The sequence below is a fragment of the Nostoc sp. genome (assembly GCF_036916975.1).
Lineage (GTDB): Bacteria > Cyanobacteriota > Cyanobacteriia > Cyanobacteriales > Nostocaceae > Nostoc.
The window spans coordinates 18905-35667 of sequence record NZ_JBALFF010000053.1 but is presented as its reverse complement, the minus strand read 5'-3'; the positions used below and the strand labels follow the sequence as shown (position 1 = coordinate 35667).

The following is a 16763-nucleotide window of genomic DNA, read 5'->3' as shown; positions in this document are numbered from 1 at the left end:
GCTTAATCCTTAACAGTCTTGGTTTTAAATAACCGCATTCCATTTGCAGTAACTAATAAGGAAGTCCCTGTATCTGCTAAAACGGCTACAGCTAACCCAACAAATCCAAAGGTTCCCAACAGCAGAAATAAACCTTTTGTTACTAAAGAAAAGACAACATTCTGTTTAATTACAGATACAGTGCGACGGCTTAATTCTACTGCATAAGCAAGTCGTCTGAGGTCACTTCCCACGATTACTACATCTGCTGTCTCCAGAGCAATATCTATTCCACCAACCGCAAAACTGATATCCGCAGCAGCAAGCGCAGGAGCATCGTTAATACCATCTCCAACCATACCTACAACTCCTGCTCGACGCAGGAGTTGAATTTCTTCAAGTTTATCTTCTGGTAGCAGTTCTGCTCGGTACTCTGTAATTCCAACTTGCTGGGCAATTTGTTTAGCAACAGCAGTGCGATCGCCTGTCAACATCACCAACCGCTTTAATCCAACCCGCCTCAACTGTCGCAGGGCTTCTGTAGCTTCAAGGCGGATGCCATCGGAAAGTGCGATCGCTCCCAATAACCCTTCATTTGTCCCTATCAGCACCGGAATTTGACCGAGTTGTTCAATTTCAGCTAACAAAGATTCAGCTTCACTAGATAAGCGAATACCTTGGTCTGAAAACAACCGTTGATTGCCTACGAAGTACAACAGATCACCAAAGTTTGCTTGAATTCCTTTCCCAGGTAGTGCCGTGAAGTTTATAGGTGTTTCTAACTCCAAACCTTGTTCATGAGCCTTGGCTACGATTGCCTTGGAGAGCGGATGTTCTGACTGTTGCTCTAGTGAAGCTGCAATCTGTAATACCATATTTGCACTTACCTTGCCAAGGTCATAAACCTTCTGTACAACAGGTAGCCCTTGCGTAATTGTACCAGTCTTATCAAAAGCAAGGGTGGTAAGGCGTCCAGCAGTTTCCAGCGCATTACCCCCTTTGAACAAAACGCCGTTACGAGTTGCTGCACCAATGGCGCTGACAATTGAAACTGGGGTGGAAATTACTAAGGCACAGGGACAGGCTATTACCAACATTACCAGCGCCCGATAGAGCCAGACGTTAAAAGGTTGAGCAAAAGCCAAGGGCGGAATTAGGGCAATGGCGATCGCAATCAAAATTACAATTGGGGTGTAGACCTCTGCAAACCGATCCACCCACTGCTGAGAAGGAGCGCGACTTCCTTGAGCTGATTCTACCAAATGAATAATTTTAGAAACAGTTGTATCACTAACAGTGTGAGTTACTTTTACTTCTAAAAAGCCTGACTGGTTCAACGTCCCAGCAAAGACAGTATCGCCTGGAGCTTTATCTTCTGGAATTGACTCTCCTGTAATTGGCGATTGATCAATGGCACTGCTGCCAGAAACAACTATGCCATCCAAGGCTACACGTTGTCCGGGTCGAAGCGTCAAAATTTCACCAACTTGAACACTTTCAACGGGAACTGTAACTTCTTTATTCCCCCGCTTGACAGTAGCAGTCGGTGGAGTTAAATCCATGAGAGCGCTGATAGCATTGCGCGTGCGACCAAAGGTGAAAACTTGCAGTGTTGTACCCAAAGAAAACAAAAACAGGACTAGCGTTGCCTCAAACCAGTCCCCCAAAATTACTGCCCCAATAACTGATATGGTCATCAGCAGATTCATATCGGCGCGGCGCAAGCGCAACTCAAACAAACCTGCCCGTGCAATAGGATAGCCTGCAATTACTATGCCAATTCCATAAAAAGCCCTTGCTATCCAGATCGGTAATGCCAAATGTTGAGTCAGCAAACCCAGGACTAACCCCAATCCCGCTAAAATTACGCTCTGTCCTCGGCGGTTGTTAATCCAGAATTTCCAGCTTGCTGGGTCGCGTTTTTGAGTTGGTTTCGAGACTGAATTATCGTGGTCACGACTGTGGGTATGTTGATGAGAGCTTACCTCACCAATCTGTTCAAATGTATAACCCAGAGTCCGAACTCGATCTGAAATTGTCTGTTCATTTACCTGTTGGGGGTCATAGGATACCTGCATTCTTTCAGTCGCAAAGCTAACCGATGCCTCTAAAACTCCAGCGATTTGCTGCAAGCCAACTTCAACAGTTTTGGCACAACTACCACAGTCCATCCCACCGACTTTTGCTTGTAGTTTTTGAGGAGAAGCTACTTCCAAATGCTCATGGTCGCTGTCACTGGAGTGGGTGTGATGGTGGTCGTGGTTGCCATTACAGTCAGGGGTGTGATTATGTGGCTTTACCTCATGGCTTTGTTCAACCGTATAACCCAAAGCTTTTACTCGGCTGTAAATTGTTTTTTCACTAACCTGTTGCGGATCGTAAGATACCTGCATTCTTTCAGTCGCAAAGCTAACCGATGCCTCTAAAACTCCGGCGATTTGCTGCAAGCCAACCTCAACAGTTTTGGCACAGTTGCCACAATCCATCCCACCGACTTTTGCCTGCAACTTTTTACTAACATCCGCTTTAACGTGGTCGTGATTATGGTCGTGTTCACCTTCACAAGAATCGCTGTGATTATGAGACTTTACTTCACCACTCTGCTCAACTGTATAACCCAAAGCAATTATACGATTTATAATTTCAGCTTCTTTCAGGATCTCCGGGTTATATAAAACTTTGGCTTTTGCAGTTGCAAAGCTCACTGAAGCTTCCATCACACCGGGTAGCTGTTGCAAGCTGGCTTCAATCGTCTTAGCACAACTTCCGCAGTCCATGCCATCAACTTGAAAAAACTGGGTTTTGAAGGAAGAGGTTTGAGTCATGGCAGCTTTACATAAAAAACTACAAAGTTAACTGCCAATATCTTACTACAACAATTGAATAACTTTTCAAGTGTACAATGATTCTCATTTTTGGATATGATTGGAATTGATAACCATTACCTACGCACAAACCCATGAACAAGGGCAAGGCAAAGCAAAACTTCGACAACCTCCAAAACTCGGATGTGCCGAACTGTGACACTCATTTGGTGCATTTAGATAATGTGCGTTCAACTCAAGCGCAAATATTAGCAACTTCTAAAGCACAGCAAATAGCAGAAATTTTTGCAATCCTAGCAGATCCGAATCGCCTACGCCTCCTTTCAGCTTTGGCTTTCCAAGAGTTGTGTGTTTGCGATTTAGCTGCATTAACAAAAATGACCCAATCAGCTGTTTGTCATCAACTGCGATTATTTAAAGCGATGCGTTTGGTCAACTATCGTCGAGAAGGTAAGAATGTCTATTACAGTTTGGCTGATAGTCACATCATTAACCTATACCGTTCTGTAGAGGAACACTTAGATGAATCAAATCTTTAGTTGCTGATTGGTCTGTTATTAAAGCTCGCGTTAGTCTAAAAATAACTTCAATCTGAATGCACGATCACAGCAATCGATGGATTATTATTCTTGATATTTGCAGTTGTTGCTATTTTGTAAGTCCCTTAGTTACTACAGCAGTTTTCATGTATTTAGACCACAATTATGAGACCTAACCCCCAGCCCCTTCCCTTGTAGGGAAGGGGAGAAAATCAAAGCCTCTCTCCTACTATGAGAGAGGTTTGGAGAGAGGTCTATTTGTGGTTCATTTACCTGAAAATCGCTGTAAATTAAATTTAATGAATCTGCTATATGAACGCCAACAGCGAATTGCAACTTTGGTTTGATATAGTTATTTATTATTTTCCACCTGCTGCTTGTTCGTCCGCTCCAACTCCAGATCATCCCAAGAGCTAGGGTCTTCCAAAGGTTCTAAGTGTGTTGTCACGCTGGTTAGAGGTAATGCCTGGATGATGGCAAGCTCAATCACCTCGCATAAATCATGCCCTTGCCGGACTGTCCAAGCTCCAGGTACAAGAATATGGAATGAAACAAAGCGCCGTGTTCCAGCGATGCGGGTTCGCAGCGCATGGAATTGGATACCTTGGCATTTGTATTCGTTTAGAATTGTGGAAATTACGTCAATTTCTTCTTTGGGCAAGGCAGCATCCAGTAGCGCTGAACCAGTTTCCCGCAGCAAACGAAATCCTGTCCAGACAATATTTGCTGCTACTAACAGAGCGATAATCGGGTCAAGCACTAGAGCGCCTGTTACCTTGACCAGAAGCATTCCGAGTATCACACCACCTGAAGTCCACACATCGGTAAACAGGTGGTGAGCATCAGCCCTGAGTGTAATGGAACGTAACCGCCGCCCCGCCCGCAGCAAGACAAAGGCAACAACACCGTTGACTGCCGTTGCTAAAAGTGAGAGTACTAATCCCAATCCCAGCCCAGTTAGTGGTTCTGGATGCAACAAGCGTCCCCAAGCTTCAATGGCTATGATGATGGCTGCCACTATAATCAACGTACCTTCGGCTGCACTGGAAAAGTATTCAGCTTTGTCATGCCCGAAGGCGTGTTCTGCATCCGCTGGTTTGGCAGCATAGGTCAATGCCCACACTGCCACCACATGCTGCTACGAGATTCACACAGGATTCAATGGCATCTGAAAGCAGCCCTACTGACCCAGTTAGCAGGTAAGCCCCAAACTTCAGGACAATTGTGACGATCGCCGCTGCAATCGACAAGAAAGCATAGGAGCGAGCTGTTCGACTACTCATTAAGGTTAAGCAACAGAGATTCAGAGCTAACAGTAACAAATCTTGCTTTAACCTTCATCATCCTTAAGATGAGTACGGAGATCCTCCTATACTAGATTGGGAATAAAATACTAGCTACTAGCTTGCCCGCGACGATCGCAAAATATTTAAATTTGACTGGATTCTCCCGAACATTCAGATCCAAGGTTTGCTCATAATTGAGTATATTGATATTTCTGCCAGCTTTTTTGACATTATGAGATAAATATGAAAATATCAATATCAGAATAGATGACTATCCCAGAAAAGAAACCCAGCTTACCAGAGGTTCACCGCAGCATTAGAATTCCCAACACGAAAAGTTTTTGGCGCAAAATGCTTGCTTATGCAGGGCCAGGATATCTAGTTTCAGTCGGATACATAGACCCTGGAAACTGGGCAACAGACATCGCTGGGGGAGCTAAGTTTGGCTACACCTTGTTGACAGTCATTCTGCTGTCGAACCTGATGGCGATATTACTGCAATCGCTATGTGTGCGTTTGGGTGTTGCTACGGGGCGAGATTTGGCACAAGTTTGTCGGGACTATTTCAATGCAAAGGTAAGCTTTTGTTTGTGGATACTATGTGAGATTGCGATCGCAGCTTGTGACTTGGCGGAACTATTGGGAAGTGCGATCGCTCTGCAACTTTTATTCGGTATTCCTTTAGTATGGGGTGTGTGCATCACTGCGCTGGATGTCCTGGTATTGCTATTCCTGCAAAGTAAAGGCTTTCGCTATACAGAAGCCCTGGTAATAATGTTGGTAACAACTGTAGGCTTTTGTTTCACAGCAGAAATTCTGTTCTCTCGACCTGATATGGGGGGGATAATGTTTGGATATCTGCCCAAACCAGAGATTTTAAGTAACCCAGAAATGCTCTACATTGCTATTGGCATTTTAGGCGCAACAGTGATGCCTCACAACTTATATTTACACTCCTCTATTGTGCAAACCCGTGATTGACAACCTACTACTGAAAAAAGATGGGAAGCAATTAAGTTTGGCACAATTGATTCAACTTTTGCTCTATCGTTGGCACTGTTTATTAACTCAGCGATTTTAATTGTATCTGCTGCAACATTTCATTTTTCTGGTAATGAGAATGTGGCAGAAATTCAAGATGCTTACAAACTGCTTTCACCATTGTTAGGTGTTAGTGCTGCTAGTGCTATCTTTGGGATTGCCTTACTTGCTTCCGGTCAGAGTTCAACACTGACTGCAACGGGAGCAACGCGATTTGGTGAGGTCGGATAAAAAACGTGCGATGCCTGCGGCGGGCGTAGCCATCGCTAAAAACTTATTTCAGTATAAATATGATATTTATTACAGTTAAATACGTATTAATACTAATTTAAGTTTGCTGAAAATTTTAGGATATGAAGATGATTTGTTTTTTTGGGACAAAAAAAAGGTAGGATTCCCGAATAGTAAAGGTTTTGATATCTGACATCAAAACAGGGAATGCCTACACTGAATGAAAAATAACATATATTCTACCTTGGATTTAAGCAAATCATTGTTACACTTTCAAGAAAAAGTCACCAAACTTTTAGAATCAACAAATATATCAGAATTTGATGGAATACTTTTAAAAGTAGGTGAGAAAGAAATTAGGGAATCTGCATTAATTTTAGCAGGAGAATGTATTGCTTTATTGCTTAATAATCTATCTAAATCTCAAGAATTTTTAGATAAAGCAATGCACCAGACACAGGGATGGTGGCATAATAAAACACAAAAACATGGTTGTAAAAAGCGACAAATATTAACAGTCGGCAATGTCGAAGTAACTTTAAAAATACCGTATGTAGTTGAACGCCAAAATCAACCAAATAAACATAAAAATAAACAATCTTTGCATGAAGGATTTTGCCCATTCTTAAGATATTTAGGAATGTCTGAGGGTTTAACCCCAGTTGTTTTATCAACGGTTGCTCAATATGGTGCAATTGCAGGCTCGTTTGAAGCTGCACGTACAACACTAATTGATTGGGGAATAAATATTAGTCTAAAAAGAATAGAACGGCTGACATATTATTTTGGTAAAATCGGGATAGATTTACGTAAAAATAAGTTAAATGACTTAGAATCTGGTACTTTATCTAACTTAAATACTCTTAAAGACCAACGTGTTGTAATCGCTGCGGACGGCGGTCGTACCCGGATAAGGATTAATAAAAAAGGAAGGCGTAAAGTGAAAACAAATCGTCATGGCTTTGTAGGTGAATGGATAGAGCCAAAATTACTAACAATTTATGTGGTAAATGAACAAGGTAAAAAAATCCGAACAAGAGATATTCCTGTTACCAGTGATGGGACTTATGAAGGGTATCAAGGATTTTTAAAAATATTAGAAATGTATTTAGTTAATTTGGGGATAAGTCAAGCTAAAGAAGTTTTATTAATTGCCGATGGTGCAGAGTGGATATGGATACATATTCCCCCTTTATTAAAAAAGTTAAAATGCCCAACCGAAACTTATCAATTGTTAGATTTTTATCATGCCGCATCACATTTACAAGACTTTGCTGATGCTGCTTTTAGTACAAATAATGAGCGTCAAGAATGGTTTAAAAAAGGTCGCAAAACTTTAAAAAAAGGTCGGACACTGGATTTAATAAGAAACATGGGTGAATTTATATTATCAGCTACTGGAGAACGCTGTAAAATCTTAGTGCGAGAACGAAATTATATTTTAAAAGCTTACCGACGGAGGCTGTTAAAATATAATGAAGTTGTATCTAAAAAGCTCCCTCTTGGTAGTGGTGCAGTTGAGAGTTTAATTCGTCAAGTCGTTAACTTACGCATGAAAGGAAACAGTAAGTTTTGGTTAAAAGACAATGCAGAAATTATGTTACATCTGCGTTGTCAATGGATAGCGGGAAGCTGGGATAATTTTTGTGATTCTATCTTTAATTCGTTCATCAAGCCTATAAATGCTTGATTATTTTATACTTTAATTCCGACCTGAAGAAAGTTTTATCATAATTAATACTACGTATTAAAGACTTGTTACAGATATTTTTTGAAATAATTGTTAAATAGCTTGCTAGTAATCTTTTTGAGATATCTCATCAAGATCAATTATCCTGTGATGCAGGATTTTGCTTGTAAATAAAATTACATTGTACCTAAATTAAATTTTTAGCGATGGTTACGCCCGCCGAAGGCATCGCACCTTTTTTCCCCGATCTCACCAAATCGCGTTGCTCCCACTGCAACTCTGGCTGGGCAAATTGTCATGGAAGGCTTTTTACAATTTCGCCTCCCATCCTGGTTACGGCGTTTAGTTACCCGTCTGCTTGCCATCATTCCAGCGTTGATTACAATTATTATCTTTGGGGAACATAGCACAAGCCGCCTCATAGTTTTAAGTCAAGTTATCCTTAGCTTACAGTTACCGTTTGCAGTGATTCCCTTGGTGATGTTTACAAGTAACCGTCGCTTAATGGGTGAGTTCGTAAATCCCCTATGGCTCAAATCTCTAGCTTGGGGAGTTGCTACTGTCATTGTTGGACTAAATGTTTGGTTGCTATTACAAAGTATTTTGAGTTAGCTGGGTTCCAAGCTTTAAACCGCTTAGGATGGATTTAGTCGAGAACAATCCCGTGCGTCTGTCTTGATATGTTTTACACGGAGAAAATCAAGCTATGAACTACATTCACTCTTCTGTTGCCATCCTGGGAATAACAACTAGCGTACTGAGTGGAATACCTGTTGCTGCCCATGCTGCACAGTCACCACAAACGCGCATTCAACAGATGAATTATCAGGAATACTATAACCAGGGTGTGCAAAAGCTTGAGCAAGGCAACTTCAACGGCGCGATAGAAGATTTTAGTCGGGTAGTACAGTTAAATCCCAAATACTACGAAGGTTTTTGCCTAAGAGGTTTGGCAAAGTCTCAATTAGGAGATTTTAAAGCAGCCGTTATTGACTTTGATCAAGCACTGCGATTAAATCCCAACCATACAGATGCTTACAACAGTCGGGGGACTGCTCATGCGGAACTAGGAAGCATTCAAGCTGCGATTACTGACTTTAACCAGGTAATAAAAATTGATCCTAAGTCTGTAGATGCTTACTACAATAGAGGCTTTTTGAATTATAGACAGGGAAATCACAAGCTGGCGATCGCTGACTTTAACCAAGCACTACAAATCAATCCCAACTTAGCTGATGTCTACGGCAACCGAGGACTTGCTGAATATGCTTTAGGCGATCGCAAAAGCGCTATTACCGATTTACAGCAAGCTGCAAGTCTGTTTCAGCAAGAAGGAAATACCCAGAGGTATCAGCAAACACAAACTCTCCTTCAGCAGATTCAGCAGTAAGCAATATTCAGGCTCGAAATTAGGTAAAAATCATTTTTAATCAGCTTATTTTCAGGGTGGGCAAGCAAGACTTACCCGGAAATTTAGGCTAACTTAATGAATGACTATCAATATGAGCCATAACTGCCCTGCAAGCGATGCCTAAATACTCGGATTACTAATTAAAACTAAACCTACCGTTGACTTTTTCACCGCCAACATCCGCAGTAACTTTCACTTGATATTGACCCGCCGTAACTCCCTCCAACTTGGTAGCGTAGTGTTTACCATCAGCATCATATGTTAGGGGAACTGTTTTTTGCTTTCCATCTGGTGACTGAATATCAGCAGTAACTTTCGCATTTGGAACTGCTTGGTGTTTGTCACCTGTTTGCAAATATAAATCTAAATGAGTCGTGCTACCTTCTTTCTCAGGCACTAACTCTAAATGATATTTTCCGACTTCAACGACTTGAGCATTTTTACCATGCGAGTCGCCATGAGCAGATGTTTCAGTTTTGGCGGCTGGTTCGGTTTTGTTAGTATTTTCTGTAGAAGGACTAGAAGGATTACTACTGGACTCAGAAGCTTGATTACCACATGCTCCCAAGAAAAGTAATCCTGCACTTGCAAAAACAATAAAACCTAGTTTGAATGATTGCATTGATTTACTCCTGATTGATTATTAGAAAAATTGTGATAAATTACACGCTAAGTGCATGAATATCTCTGTATTTCCAGGTGGACATCTGGAAACAATTAATAAATTAAGTATCATACAATTGACTCCTGAGTAACTTGAATATCGGATATTTTAGTAGTCTTATTCGGAACCAAAAACCTCCCAAATAGCGAATATAAAGCCGGTAAAACTAATAGTGTTAAAGCAGTGGAAGTAACCAAGCCACCTAACACTACCACAGCCAAAGGTTGTAAAATTTCCTTACCTGCGCCAGAACCAATTACTAAGGGAACCATACCTAGTGCTGACGCAAGTGCTGTCAGAAGAATTGCAACTAATCGTTCCATCGAACCATCAACAATTACTTGTTTGAGTGGTATTCCCTCAGCGAGGCGGTTGTTATAGTTATCTACTAACAGCAATCCGTTGCGAGTAGCTACACCAAATAGAGTGATAAAACCAACCATTGAGGCAACGGAGATGATCCCACCACCTATAGCAACAGAAATTACACCGCCAATTAACGCTAGTGGCAAGTTAATCATAATCATTGCCGTGGCAGGAATTGACTTGACGGCAAAGTAAATCAGCACTGAAATTACTGCGATCGCAATTCCACCTGCAATCATCAATGTCTGCGTTGCTTGTTCCTGCGCCTGAAACTGACCGCCAAATTGCACATAGTAGCCTCCAGGTAGTTGAATTTGTTTAACGCGATCGCGTACATCTTTAATTACAGAACCCAAATCCTTTCCAGCAACATTGGCAGAAACCACAATCAGCCGGGAAACATTTTCACGATTAATAGTACTTGGCCCTGTGCCATATTCAACTTTGGCAACTTGTGATAAAGGAATTTTCTGCCCGTTGGGTGTATCAACCAGTAAGTTACCAATCACATCCAAATTGTTACGGGAACGCTCTTGCAACCACACGACGAGATTAAACGTTTGTTGCTTCTCCAACACTTGAGAAACTGCTTTACCATTTAATCCAGTCTCTATAGTTTCTGCCAGTTCCCCCACAGTTAACCCATAACGAGCCGCAGCATCGCGGTCAAATTTAATTTGGATTTGTTTAACTGGAACTTGGGGTTCAAGTTGCAAATCCACAATCCCGGAAATACTACTCATGGCGGATTGTACCTGTTTACCAATGATACGGAGTTGTTCAAGTTCGGGACCGTAGATTTTGACAGCGATCGCACTTCTCACCCCAGAAAGGATATCATCTATGCGGTGGGAGATAAATCCACCAATGTTGGTTGCCACACCAGGAAGTTTTTCAAACTCTTTGCGGAGTACTTCAATAGTCTTCTCCCGGTTTTTCGCTCCTTCTTTGCTAATCTGCACATCCAACTCACCAAAGTTTACTCCAGCAACTTCTGGATCTCCTTGAGCAAACCCAGCTCGCAACGCAATAAAATCGAAGCGGCGATCGTTTTTCAGGGCATCCATCACTGCCAAAGCTGCTTGGTTAGTTGCATTCAGGGATTCCCCAGGTAGAAGAACTATTGAATTGACCAAAGAGCGGTCTTGAAACTCTGGCAGGAAGACTTTGCCTAACCCAGGCAAAATAATTATGGAAGCTACAAAACCCGCAAGTGCCACTCCCAAAATCACCTTCGGGTAACGAATCGAGAACTTCAACGCTGGACGATAAAATTGATGTGTTTTGCGCTCTAGCCAAGTTTCCGCACTTGGTAAACGACGATTTGCTAATAATAAAGCACATAGCGCTGGAGTTAGTGTTAATGCAACTAAGGTAGAAGCGAGAATTGATAGCAAATACGCCATTCCCATCGGCGTAAAAATGCGACCTTCTACCCCAGACAGGACGAAAATTGGTGCAAAGACTACTGCGATAATGACTGTAGAAAATAGAACACTAACACGTACCTCTACTGAACCGTCAAACACGACTTGCAAAGGATTTTTCGGGTTGCCCGCTATTTGATTCTCCCTCAATCGGCGGTAGACATTTTCCATATCAACGATCGCATCATCCACCACTGAACCAATAGCAACTACCAGTCCACCCAAGGTCATTGTATTAATGCCCTGTCCAGTCCAGCTAAGAATAATCATGCCTAACAGTAACGACAGAGGCAGCGCACTCAGACTAATAATTACCGTGCGCCAGTTCATCAAAAAGATAATTAGGATGACTGAAACAATAATGATGCCATCCCGCAGAGCTTCCTCAACGTTTTTCACCGAAGCTTCAATGAATAAATCTTGATCAAAGGTTTTAGTAAACTTAACATCCTGCGGTAGCCCTGGTTTAATCTCCTCCATTGCTGCTTCTATAGCTTTGACTACAGTGGGAGTATCTGCCGCAGGTTGCTTAGAGACAGTTAAAATTACTGCTCGTTTCCCTTGAAATAGCCCATCTCCTCGTCTTAGTCCTGGGCCAATTTTGACCTCTGCCACTTGTTCCAGTAATACGGGTGTTCCTTGAATCGCCTTGATCACCGAACGCTTGAGTTGATCAATCGACTCTATTCGCCCAATTCCCCGAATTAGTGTTTCTTGATCGGGAGTAATCAAAAATCCTCCCGGCACGTTGACGTTGGCATTCTGCACTGCTTGAGTAACTTCTGGCAGGGAGACATTATAGGCTCTTAGTTTCGTTGGGTCAACTAAAACTTGATATTGCCGCTCATCGCCACCATAAAGAAATACATTGCTTACCCCTGGTACAGCCAGCAAGCGATTTTTTACGTCCCAGTTAGCAATGCGCCATACCTCCATCATGTCGGTGCTTTGGGAGGAAAAAGCGTATTTGACAGCCCATCCCAAGGGCGAGTTAACAGGCAGAATTTCCGGTTGCTCTACCCCTTGTGGTAGTTTTACTCCTTGTAATCGCTCTGTTACTAGTTGACGGGCGCGGTATATATCAGTGTCCCAGCTAAAGACAGTTTTAATAGCAGAAATCCCAATAGCAGATGAAGACCGCAGAGATTCTAGTCCAGGTGTGCCATTAATCGCGCTCTCAATTGGGCGAGTCACCAAAGACTCAATTTCTTCTGGTGCTAAACCGGAAGCTTCGACCTGAATTTCCACTTGCGGCGGAGCGAAGCTAGGAAATACATCAAGGGGCATTTGCGTTATGACACGCAATCCCCACAAACTAATTAATATAGAGGCAATAACGATTAGCCACCTTTGGGCGATCGACCATTTGACAATAGAGTTAAGCATTTTCTGTTAAATCTTAGCTGGAATATCTGCTTGGTAATAGCAATATTTCGAGTTAGGCACTGTATTTAATGTCTCAAATCAAAATGAAATCAGGATGAAATTTAACAAGTATGTTCAACAGCACCATTTAACAGACATTATCAACAGCAGTTTAATGACTATGGCGATGGTGAATATCCCTTGTATGAGGGTGGCTATGATTGATAATCACCGTATGTTCGTGAAGATGGTTGTGAGGTTCGCCTATAGGTAGCCCTTGAGTATGGTCGTGCTGATGGTGTTCATCGTGGATGTGTTTGTGTTCATGTTCACTGAGATAGTGGATATGTTCGTGTTCATGATCTTGAGGTGAGAGGGTAATTTGCACTACCACTAGTAGCATGAAGCCAATCAAACTACCGTAAAGAAACTCACGTTCAGCAAAGTTACTTCCCAACCAACCGGCAAGAGGGTAGGAGATTGCCCACCAAAGATGACTCCAGGCAAAGTGTGCGCCATAAACTCGCCCTTGCACACCAGATGGGATGCGGTCTGCAATTAATGTCTGGGTGGGTAAGTTTACTAAACTTTGCCCTGCACCCGCCACCAACCATAAAAGCATTAGTGGTGCTAAATTTGCGTAGTTAGCAGGCAACAAAGCCAATGTTATCAAAGTTGCACCAATCAAAACAAATGTTGTACGTGGCAAACTTCTATTGAACGTACCAACTGCAACTGCACACAGGGTTGCACCAATCCCAAAAGCTGCCATCACCCAGCCGTACTGCACTTCTCCCAATTTGAGCGTACCTTCGACATAGCCAACAGTATTTACTAAGATTTGCGCTCCGGCAATTGATGCGACTAACTGCATCGCTAGCGCGTAACGAATAGGTGCATCTGTAAGCAGGCGAGTTGTACCGTCTTTAATGTCTCCCCATGTTCGGCGTGTTGTCCTGGAAGGCTGTTGATTTTGTGCAACGACAAGCTGACCTGGTAAAGTGAAGATTAAGACTGCCGCGATCGCAAAGCTGAGAGCATCCAAATAGAAAACTTGTCTTACACCAATGAAGGCGGCAACACTTCCAGCTATACCAGGGCCAAGTACACCAAGTAATTGAAAAGTAGCGGCCGAAAGTGCGATCGCGCCTGCATAGTCATTCTCACCCGTGACTAATGGAATTGTGGCTTGGTAAGTTGGGGTAAAAAAAGCATTAAAGACGTTAAGCGCAAATATCAATACGTAAACTTGCCAAATCTGCGTTACAAAAGGCAACATACCCACAATTAGCATTCTGAAAATATGGGTAACGACCATGATTTTCTTGCGGTCAAGTCGGTCTGCGATCGCGCCTGCAAGGGGAGACAGCAACACAAAAGCAGTCACACGCAGAGTCAAAGCAACTGAAAGCACAACTGCTGCATTCTTTCCAGCTAACTCAAAGGCCAGAAGGGCTAAACCCACCCAAGTAAGTGCATCGCCCAATAAACTAGTGGTTTGAGCAGTGTACAGCCTTGCAAATACCGGATTTCTCAAGCTGCGGAAAAATGTCAAGGTATTCATTTATCAGGGGGGCATAGTTACACAAGTCTTTTATATCAATATTTTAACAAAAATGGGGGGAGGGGGCATATTTACAAAACTTAGAAAATTGCCTGACTAAGACTATTTTCATCCTCCTTCAGGAAGCTTACTTTGCGCTTGTTGCGTTAGCGCAGCTTGCCTTCGGCATCGCTCTGTTACTGGCGAGCCTGATAAATCTCGGTTTCCCAGTTAAAAATGATTTTGACAGCAGAGATTCCTGAAGCGCTGGAAGAACGTACTGCTGTAACTCCCGGAGTACCGTTAATTGCACTTTCAATTAGACATCTCCAGAAATTAGGTTTTCACCTAGACAGGATAATGGTTTGAGATTCTTTTTCAGATATGTCTATTGGTAAAGTCACCAGAGATTCGATTTCTTGTGGTGCAAGTCCCGGCGCTTCCGTTTGAATTTCGACTTGGGGTGGTGCAAAGCTTGGGAAGACATCCAAGGGCATTTGAATAATTGTGCAGAATATCCAAATTGTGGTATTTATCACACCCAGGATGACGAGCGATCGCCCATTTGATAATGGCACTGAGCATCTTTATTGTTGAGTATTTTTACTAATGATTATGACTTTTGATTCTTCATGAGGCGCACGGTGGTTATCATCTGAGTTTGTAGAACCATTAATAGAATCTTCTGGTACATCATAGGCAAGTTCTGCCCCTACTGGAACTAGTTGACGCTTGCTGCGACGACCTGCTATGAAACCTACAGCAGCTATTGCAGCTCCTCCACCTGCTCCTAGCAACCACAACGGTACTGGGAAGCTGGGCGTTTTAATTTCAGTCGCTTGTGCAGGAGCTTCTTTTGTCTCACCTGTTGGCTTAGTACCACCCCGCAATGATTGTGCATAAAGTTGTGGTGCGCGTTGAGTGACAATCATATCTCCTTCAAATAAGCCACTCTTAACCTCAACCATATCTCCAGAGGTTTGCCCTAAAGTCACTTCAACTGTTTGGTAAGCATTACCATTTTGCACATAAACAACTTTCTTACCATTCGCGTCAACCACTGCTGAGGTAGGAATAGCTGAAATAGCAGAGGAAGTTTGGTCTGTTAAAACTTCTAGCTCTGCGAACATTCCGGGTTTGAGTTGTCCGCTTGAATTCTCTATCTCTGCTTGTACTGGTACAATTCTTGTTTCTCCTTCTACCGCCGTACCAATTCGGGAAATTCGTCCAGAAAAGATGCGATCGGGCATACTGGCTACTTTTAGAGTCACCCTTTGACCAGTTTTAACTCTACTTAAATCTTTTTCATAAATGTTAGCTGTGGCGAAAAGCCGACTATCGTTGACAATAGTCATCAATTTGCCGCCTGCATCATTAAAAGTTTGACCAATAGTAACTTCTCTATCAGCAACCTTACCAGATATAGGAGCAGTTACTGTCACTAGTCCCTTGGAATTGGGGAGATTTCCCAGTTGAGCAAGTCGAGTTTGATAACTAGTATTACTGCGATTAATATTTGACTTTGCTAGTTGAACTGATGCTTGGGCGCGTTTGAGTTGATTTTCTGCCGCGATAACGTCCCGACGGCTGTTAGCTTTGGTAAGTTCGGCTTTTGCCTGTGCTAGCTGGGTCTGGGATTCTAAGGCATTGCGTCGGGGTAAAGCACCTTCAGCGGCTAACTGTTTGTCTTTGTTGTACTTTTCTTGAGCAAAATCAACTTGACTCTGTGCTTGGGCAATTTCAGAGTCGGCTATTTGTTGATATCTTTGGTAATTTTGTTGAGCTAGTCTTAAGTCTGCTTCGCTGTAGTGTAAATCAGCTTGACCTTGTGCTAATTTGTCCTGAGATTCCACGCGCAATGTGACTAAATCTGGGCTGGTTACAACAGCAACAGGTTGACCAAGATTTACTGATGCGCCAGGTTCCACCAACAACTCAACTACTTTCGCCCCTTGAATTGGGGTAGTCACTTCTACTTTTTGGCTGGGAAGAGTTTCAATTTGTCCAGTAGTTTTAATGCCAATGGCTAGCAGCTGACGTTGGACTGGCTCGACCTTAATCCCTAGACGTTTTGTTGTGTCGGCATCAACCTGAATAGAATTATTAGTTGAGGTGGCTTCACTTCCTCCTTGAAATTCGTCTCCATGTCCGCCATGAGCCAGAACAATTGTGGGACTTGCTAATAACAACAGGCTCAGGAATGTGCCAGAAACACAACGAATAGCTGTAGGTGTTTGGGAACGCAGAGAGTTAGACATCGCTACTAAAAATCCTTGAGTATGGGAGGGAAGAAATTGCGAACGGTCAAAAGTACTTTTAAGTTTTATAAATACACTCTTTTACTAGTCTTTCATTCAGAAATGAAATTAGGATGAAATCAAGTTTTGACCGCTCTC

Annotated in this window: 11 protein-coding genes and 2 pseudogenes; 5 read left to right on the top strand and 8 right to left on the bottom strand. The window is 42.5% G+C overall.

Features of this window, described 5'->3' with window-relative positions; all coding sequences use genetic code 11:
- Positions 1-2 precede the first annotated feature (2 nt).
- Positions 3-2804, bottom strand: coding sequence for a heavy metal translocating P-type ATPase (locus V7K73_RS12095; protein WP_334880197.1), 2802 nt, complete (start codon positions 2802-2804; stop codon positions 3-5).
- Between the two features lie 134 nt (positions 2805-2938).
- Between V7K73_RS12095 and V7K73_RS12090 the strand changes: the two genes are divergently transcribed.
- Positions 2939-3343 (top strand): ArsR/SmtB family transcription factor, encoded by a 405-nt coding sequence (locus V7K73_RS12090; RefSeq protein ID WP_334880195.1) that lies wholly within the window; start codon positions 2939-2941, stop codon positions 3341-3343.
- A gap of 352 nt (positions 3344-3695) precedes the next feature.
- Here V7K73_RS12090 and V7K73_RS12085 read toward each other — a convergent pair whose 3' ends face one another.
- Positions 3696-4466, bottom strand: a complete 771-nt coding sequence (locus V7K73_RS12085; RefSeq protein WP_334880193.1) for a cation diffusion facilitator family transporter — start codon at positions 4464-4466, stop codon at positions 3696-3698.
- Positions 4408-4626 (bottom strand): hypothetical protein, encoded by a 219-nt coding sequence (locus tag V7K73_RS12080; protein ID WP_334880191.1) that lies wholly within the window; start codon positions 4624-4626, stop codon positions 4408-4410. Before V7K73_RS12080 ends, V7K73_RS12085 begins: the two co-directional genes overlap by 59 nt.
- Before the next feature lie 270 nt (positions 4627-4896).
- On the opposite strand from V7K73_RS12080, the pseudogene V7K73_RS12075 reads away from it, so the two are divergent.
- The 4 genes and pseudogenes from V7K73_RS12075 to V7K73_RS12060 all read left to right on the top strand — a co-directional run bounded on the left by V7K73_RS12075 (position 4897) and on the right by V7K73_RS12060 (position 8981).
- A pseudogene (locus tag V7K73_RS12075) lies at positions 4897-5901 on the top strand (Nramp family divalent metal transporter).
- Positions 5902-6121: 220 nt separating this feature from the next.
- Complete coding sequence (locus tag V7K73_RS12070) at positions 6122-7591, top strand: ISLre2 family transposase (RefSeq protein WP_334880189.1); 1470 nt, start codon at positions 6122-6124, stop codon at positions 7589-7591.
- 297 nt (positions 7592-7888) lie between these two features.
- Positions 7889-8203: a divalent metal cation transporter gene (locus V7K73_RS12065; RefSeq protein WP_334880187.1), complete on the top strand. Its 315-nt coding sequence runs from the start codon at positions 7889-7891 to the stop codon at positions 8201-8203.
- 94 nt (positions 8204-8297) lie between these two features.
- Positions 8298-8981, top strand: a complete 684-nt coding sequence (locus V7K73_RS12060) for a tetratricopeptide repeat protein (RefSeq protein WP_334880186.1) — start codon at positions 8298-8300, stop codon at positions 8979-8981.
- Positions 8982-9138: 157 nt separating this feature from the next.
- Here the strand turns inward: V7K73_RS12060 and V7K73_RS12055 are convergent, their stop codons facing one another.
- The 5 genes and pseudogenes from V7K73_RS12055 to V7K73_RS12035 all read right to left on the bottom strand — a co-directional run bounded on the left by V7K73_RS12055 (position 9139) and on the right by V7K73_RS12035 (position 16625).
- Positions 9139-9624, bottom strand: coding sequence for a hypothetical protein (locus tag V7K73_RS12055; RefSeq protein ID WP_334880185.1), 486 nt, complete (start codon positions 9622-9624; stop codon positions 9139-9141).
- 110 nt (positions 9625-9734) lie between these two features.
- A complete protein-coding gene (locus V7K73_RS12050) occupies positions 9735-12845 on the bottom strand; it encodes an efflux RND transporter permease subunit (protein WP_334880183.1) in 3111 nt (1036 codons plus the stop codon).
- 151 nt (positions 12846-12996) lie between these two features.
- Entirely contained in the window at positions 12997-14388 is a 1392-nt protein-coding gene (locus V7K73_RS12045; RefSeq protein WP_334880181.1) for an MFS transporter, read from the bottom strand.
- Positions 14389-14502: 114 nt separating this feature from the next.
- Positions 14503-14952, bottom strand: a pseudogene (locus V7K73_RS12040) (efflux RND transporter permease subunit); the annotation flags it as partial.
- A gap of 2 nt (positions 14953-14954) precedes the next feature.
- The gene (locus V7K73_RS12035; RefSeq protein ID WP_334880179.1) at positions 14955-16625 is read right to left on the bottom strand and encodes an efflux RND transporter periplasmic adaptor subunit; all 1671 of its coding nucleotides are present in this window, start codon (positions 16623-16625) and stop codon (positions 14955-14957) included.
- Positions 16626-16763: the final 138 nt, after the last annotated feature.

What these genes read in the sequence shown, in the direction of transcription:
- V7K73_RS12095 (WP_334880197.1), bottom strand. Translation starts at nt 2,804, where the DNA reads ATGACTCAAACCTCTTCCTTCAAAACCCAGTTTTTTCAAGTTGATGGC.
- V7K73_RS12090 (WP_334880195.1), top strand. Translation starts at nt 2,939, where the DNA reads ATGAACAAGGGCAAGGCAAAGCAAAACTTCGACAACCTCCAAAACTCG.
- V7K73_RS12080 (WP_334880191.1), bottom strand. Translation starts at nt 4,626, where the DNA reads ATGAGTAGTCGAACAGCTCGCTCCTATGCTTTCTTGTCGATTGCAGCG.
- V7K73_RS12070 (WP_334880189.1), top strand. Translation starts at nt 6,122, where the DNA reads ATGAAAAATAACATATATTCTACCTTGGATTTAAGCAAATCATTGTTA.
- V7K73_RS12065 (WP_334880187.1), top strand. Translation starts at nt 7,889, where the DNA reads ATGGAAGGCTTTTTACAATTTCGCCTCCCATCCTGGTTACGGCGTTTA.
- V7K73_RS12060 (WP_334880186.1), top strand. Translation starts at nt 8,298, where the DNA reads ATGAACTACATTCACTCTTCTGTTGCCATCCTGGGAATAACAACTAGC.
- V7K73_RS12055 (WP_334880185.1), bottom strand. Translation starts at nt 9,624, where the DNA reads ATGCAATCATTCAAACTAGGTTTTATTGTTTTTGCAAGTGCAGGATTA.
- V7K73_RS12050 (WP_334880183.1), bottom strand. Translation starts at nt 12,845, where the DNA reads ATGCTTAACTCTATTGTCAAATGGTCGATCGCCCAAAGGTGGCTAATC.
- V7K73_RS12045 (WP_334880181.1), bottom strand. Translation starts at nt 14,388, where the DNA reads ATGAATACCTTGACATTTTTCCGCAGCTTGAGAAATCCGGTATTTGCA.
- V7K73_RS12035 (WP_334880179.1), bottom strand. Translation starts at nt 16,625, where the DNA reads ATGTCTAACTCTCTGCGTTCCCAAACACCTACAGCTATTCGTTGTGTT.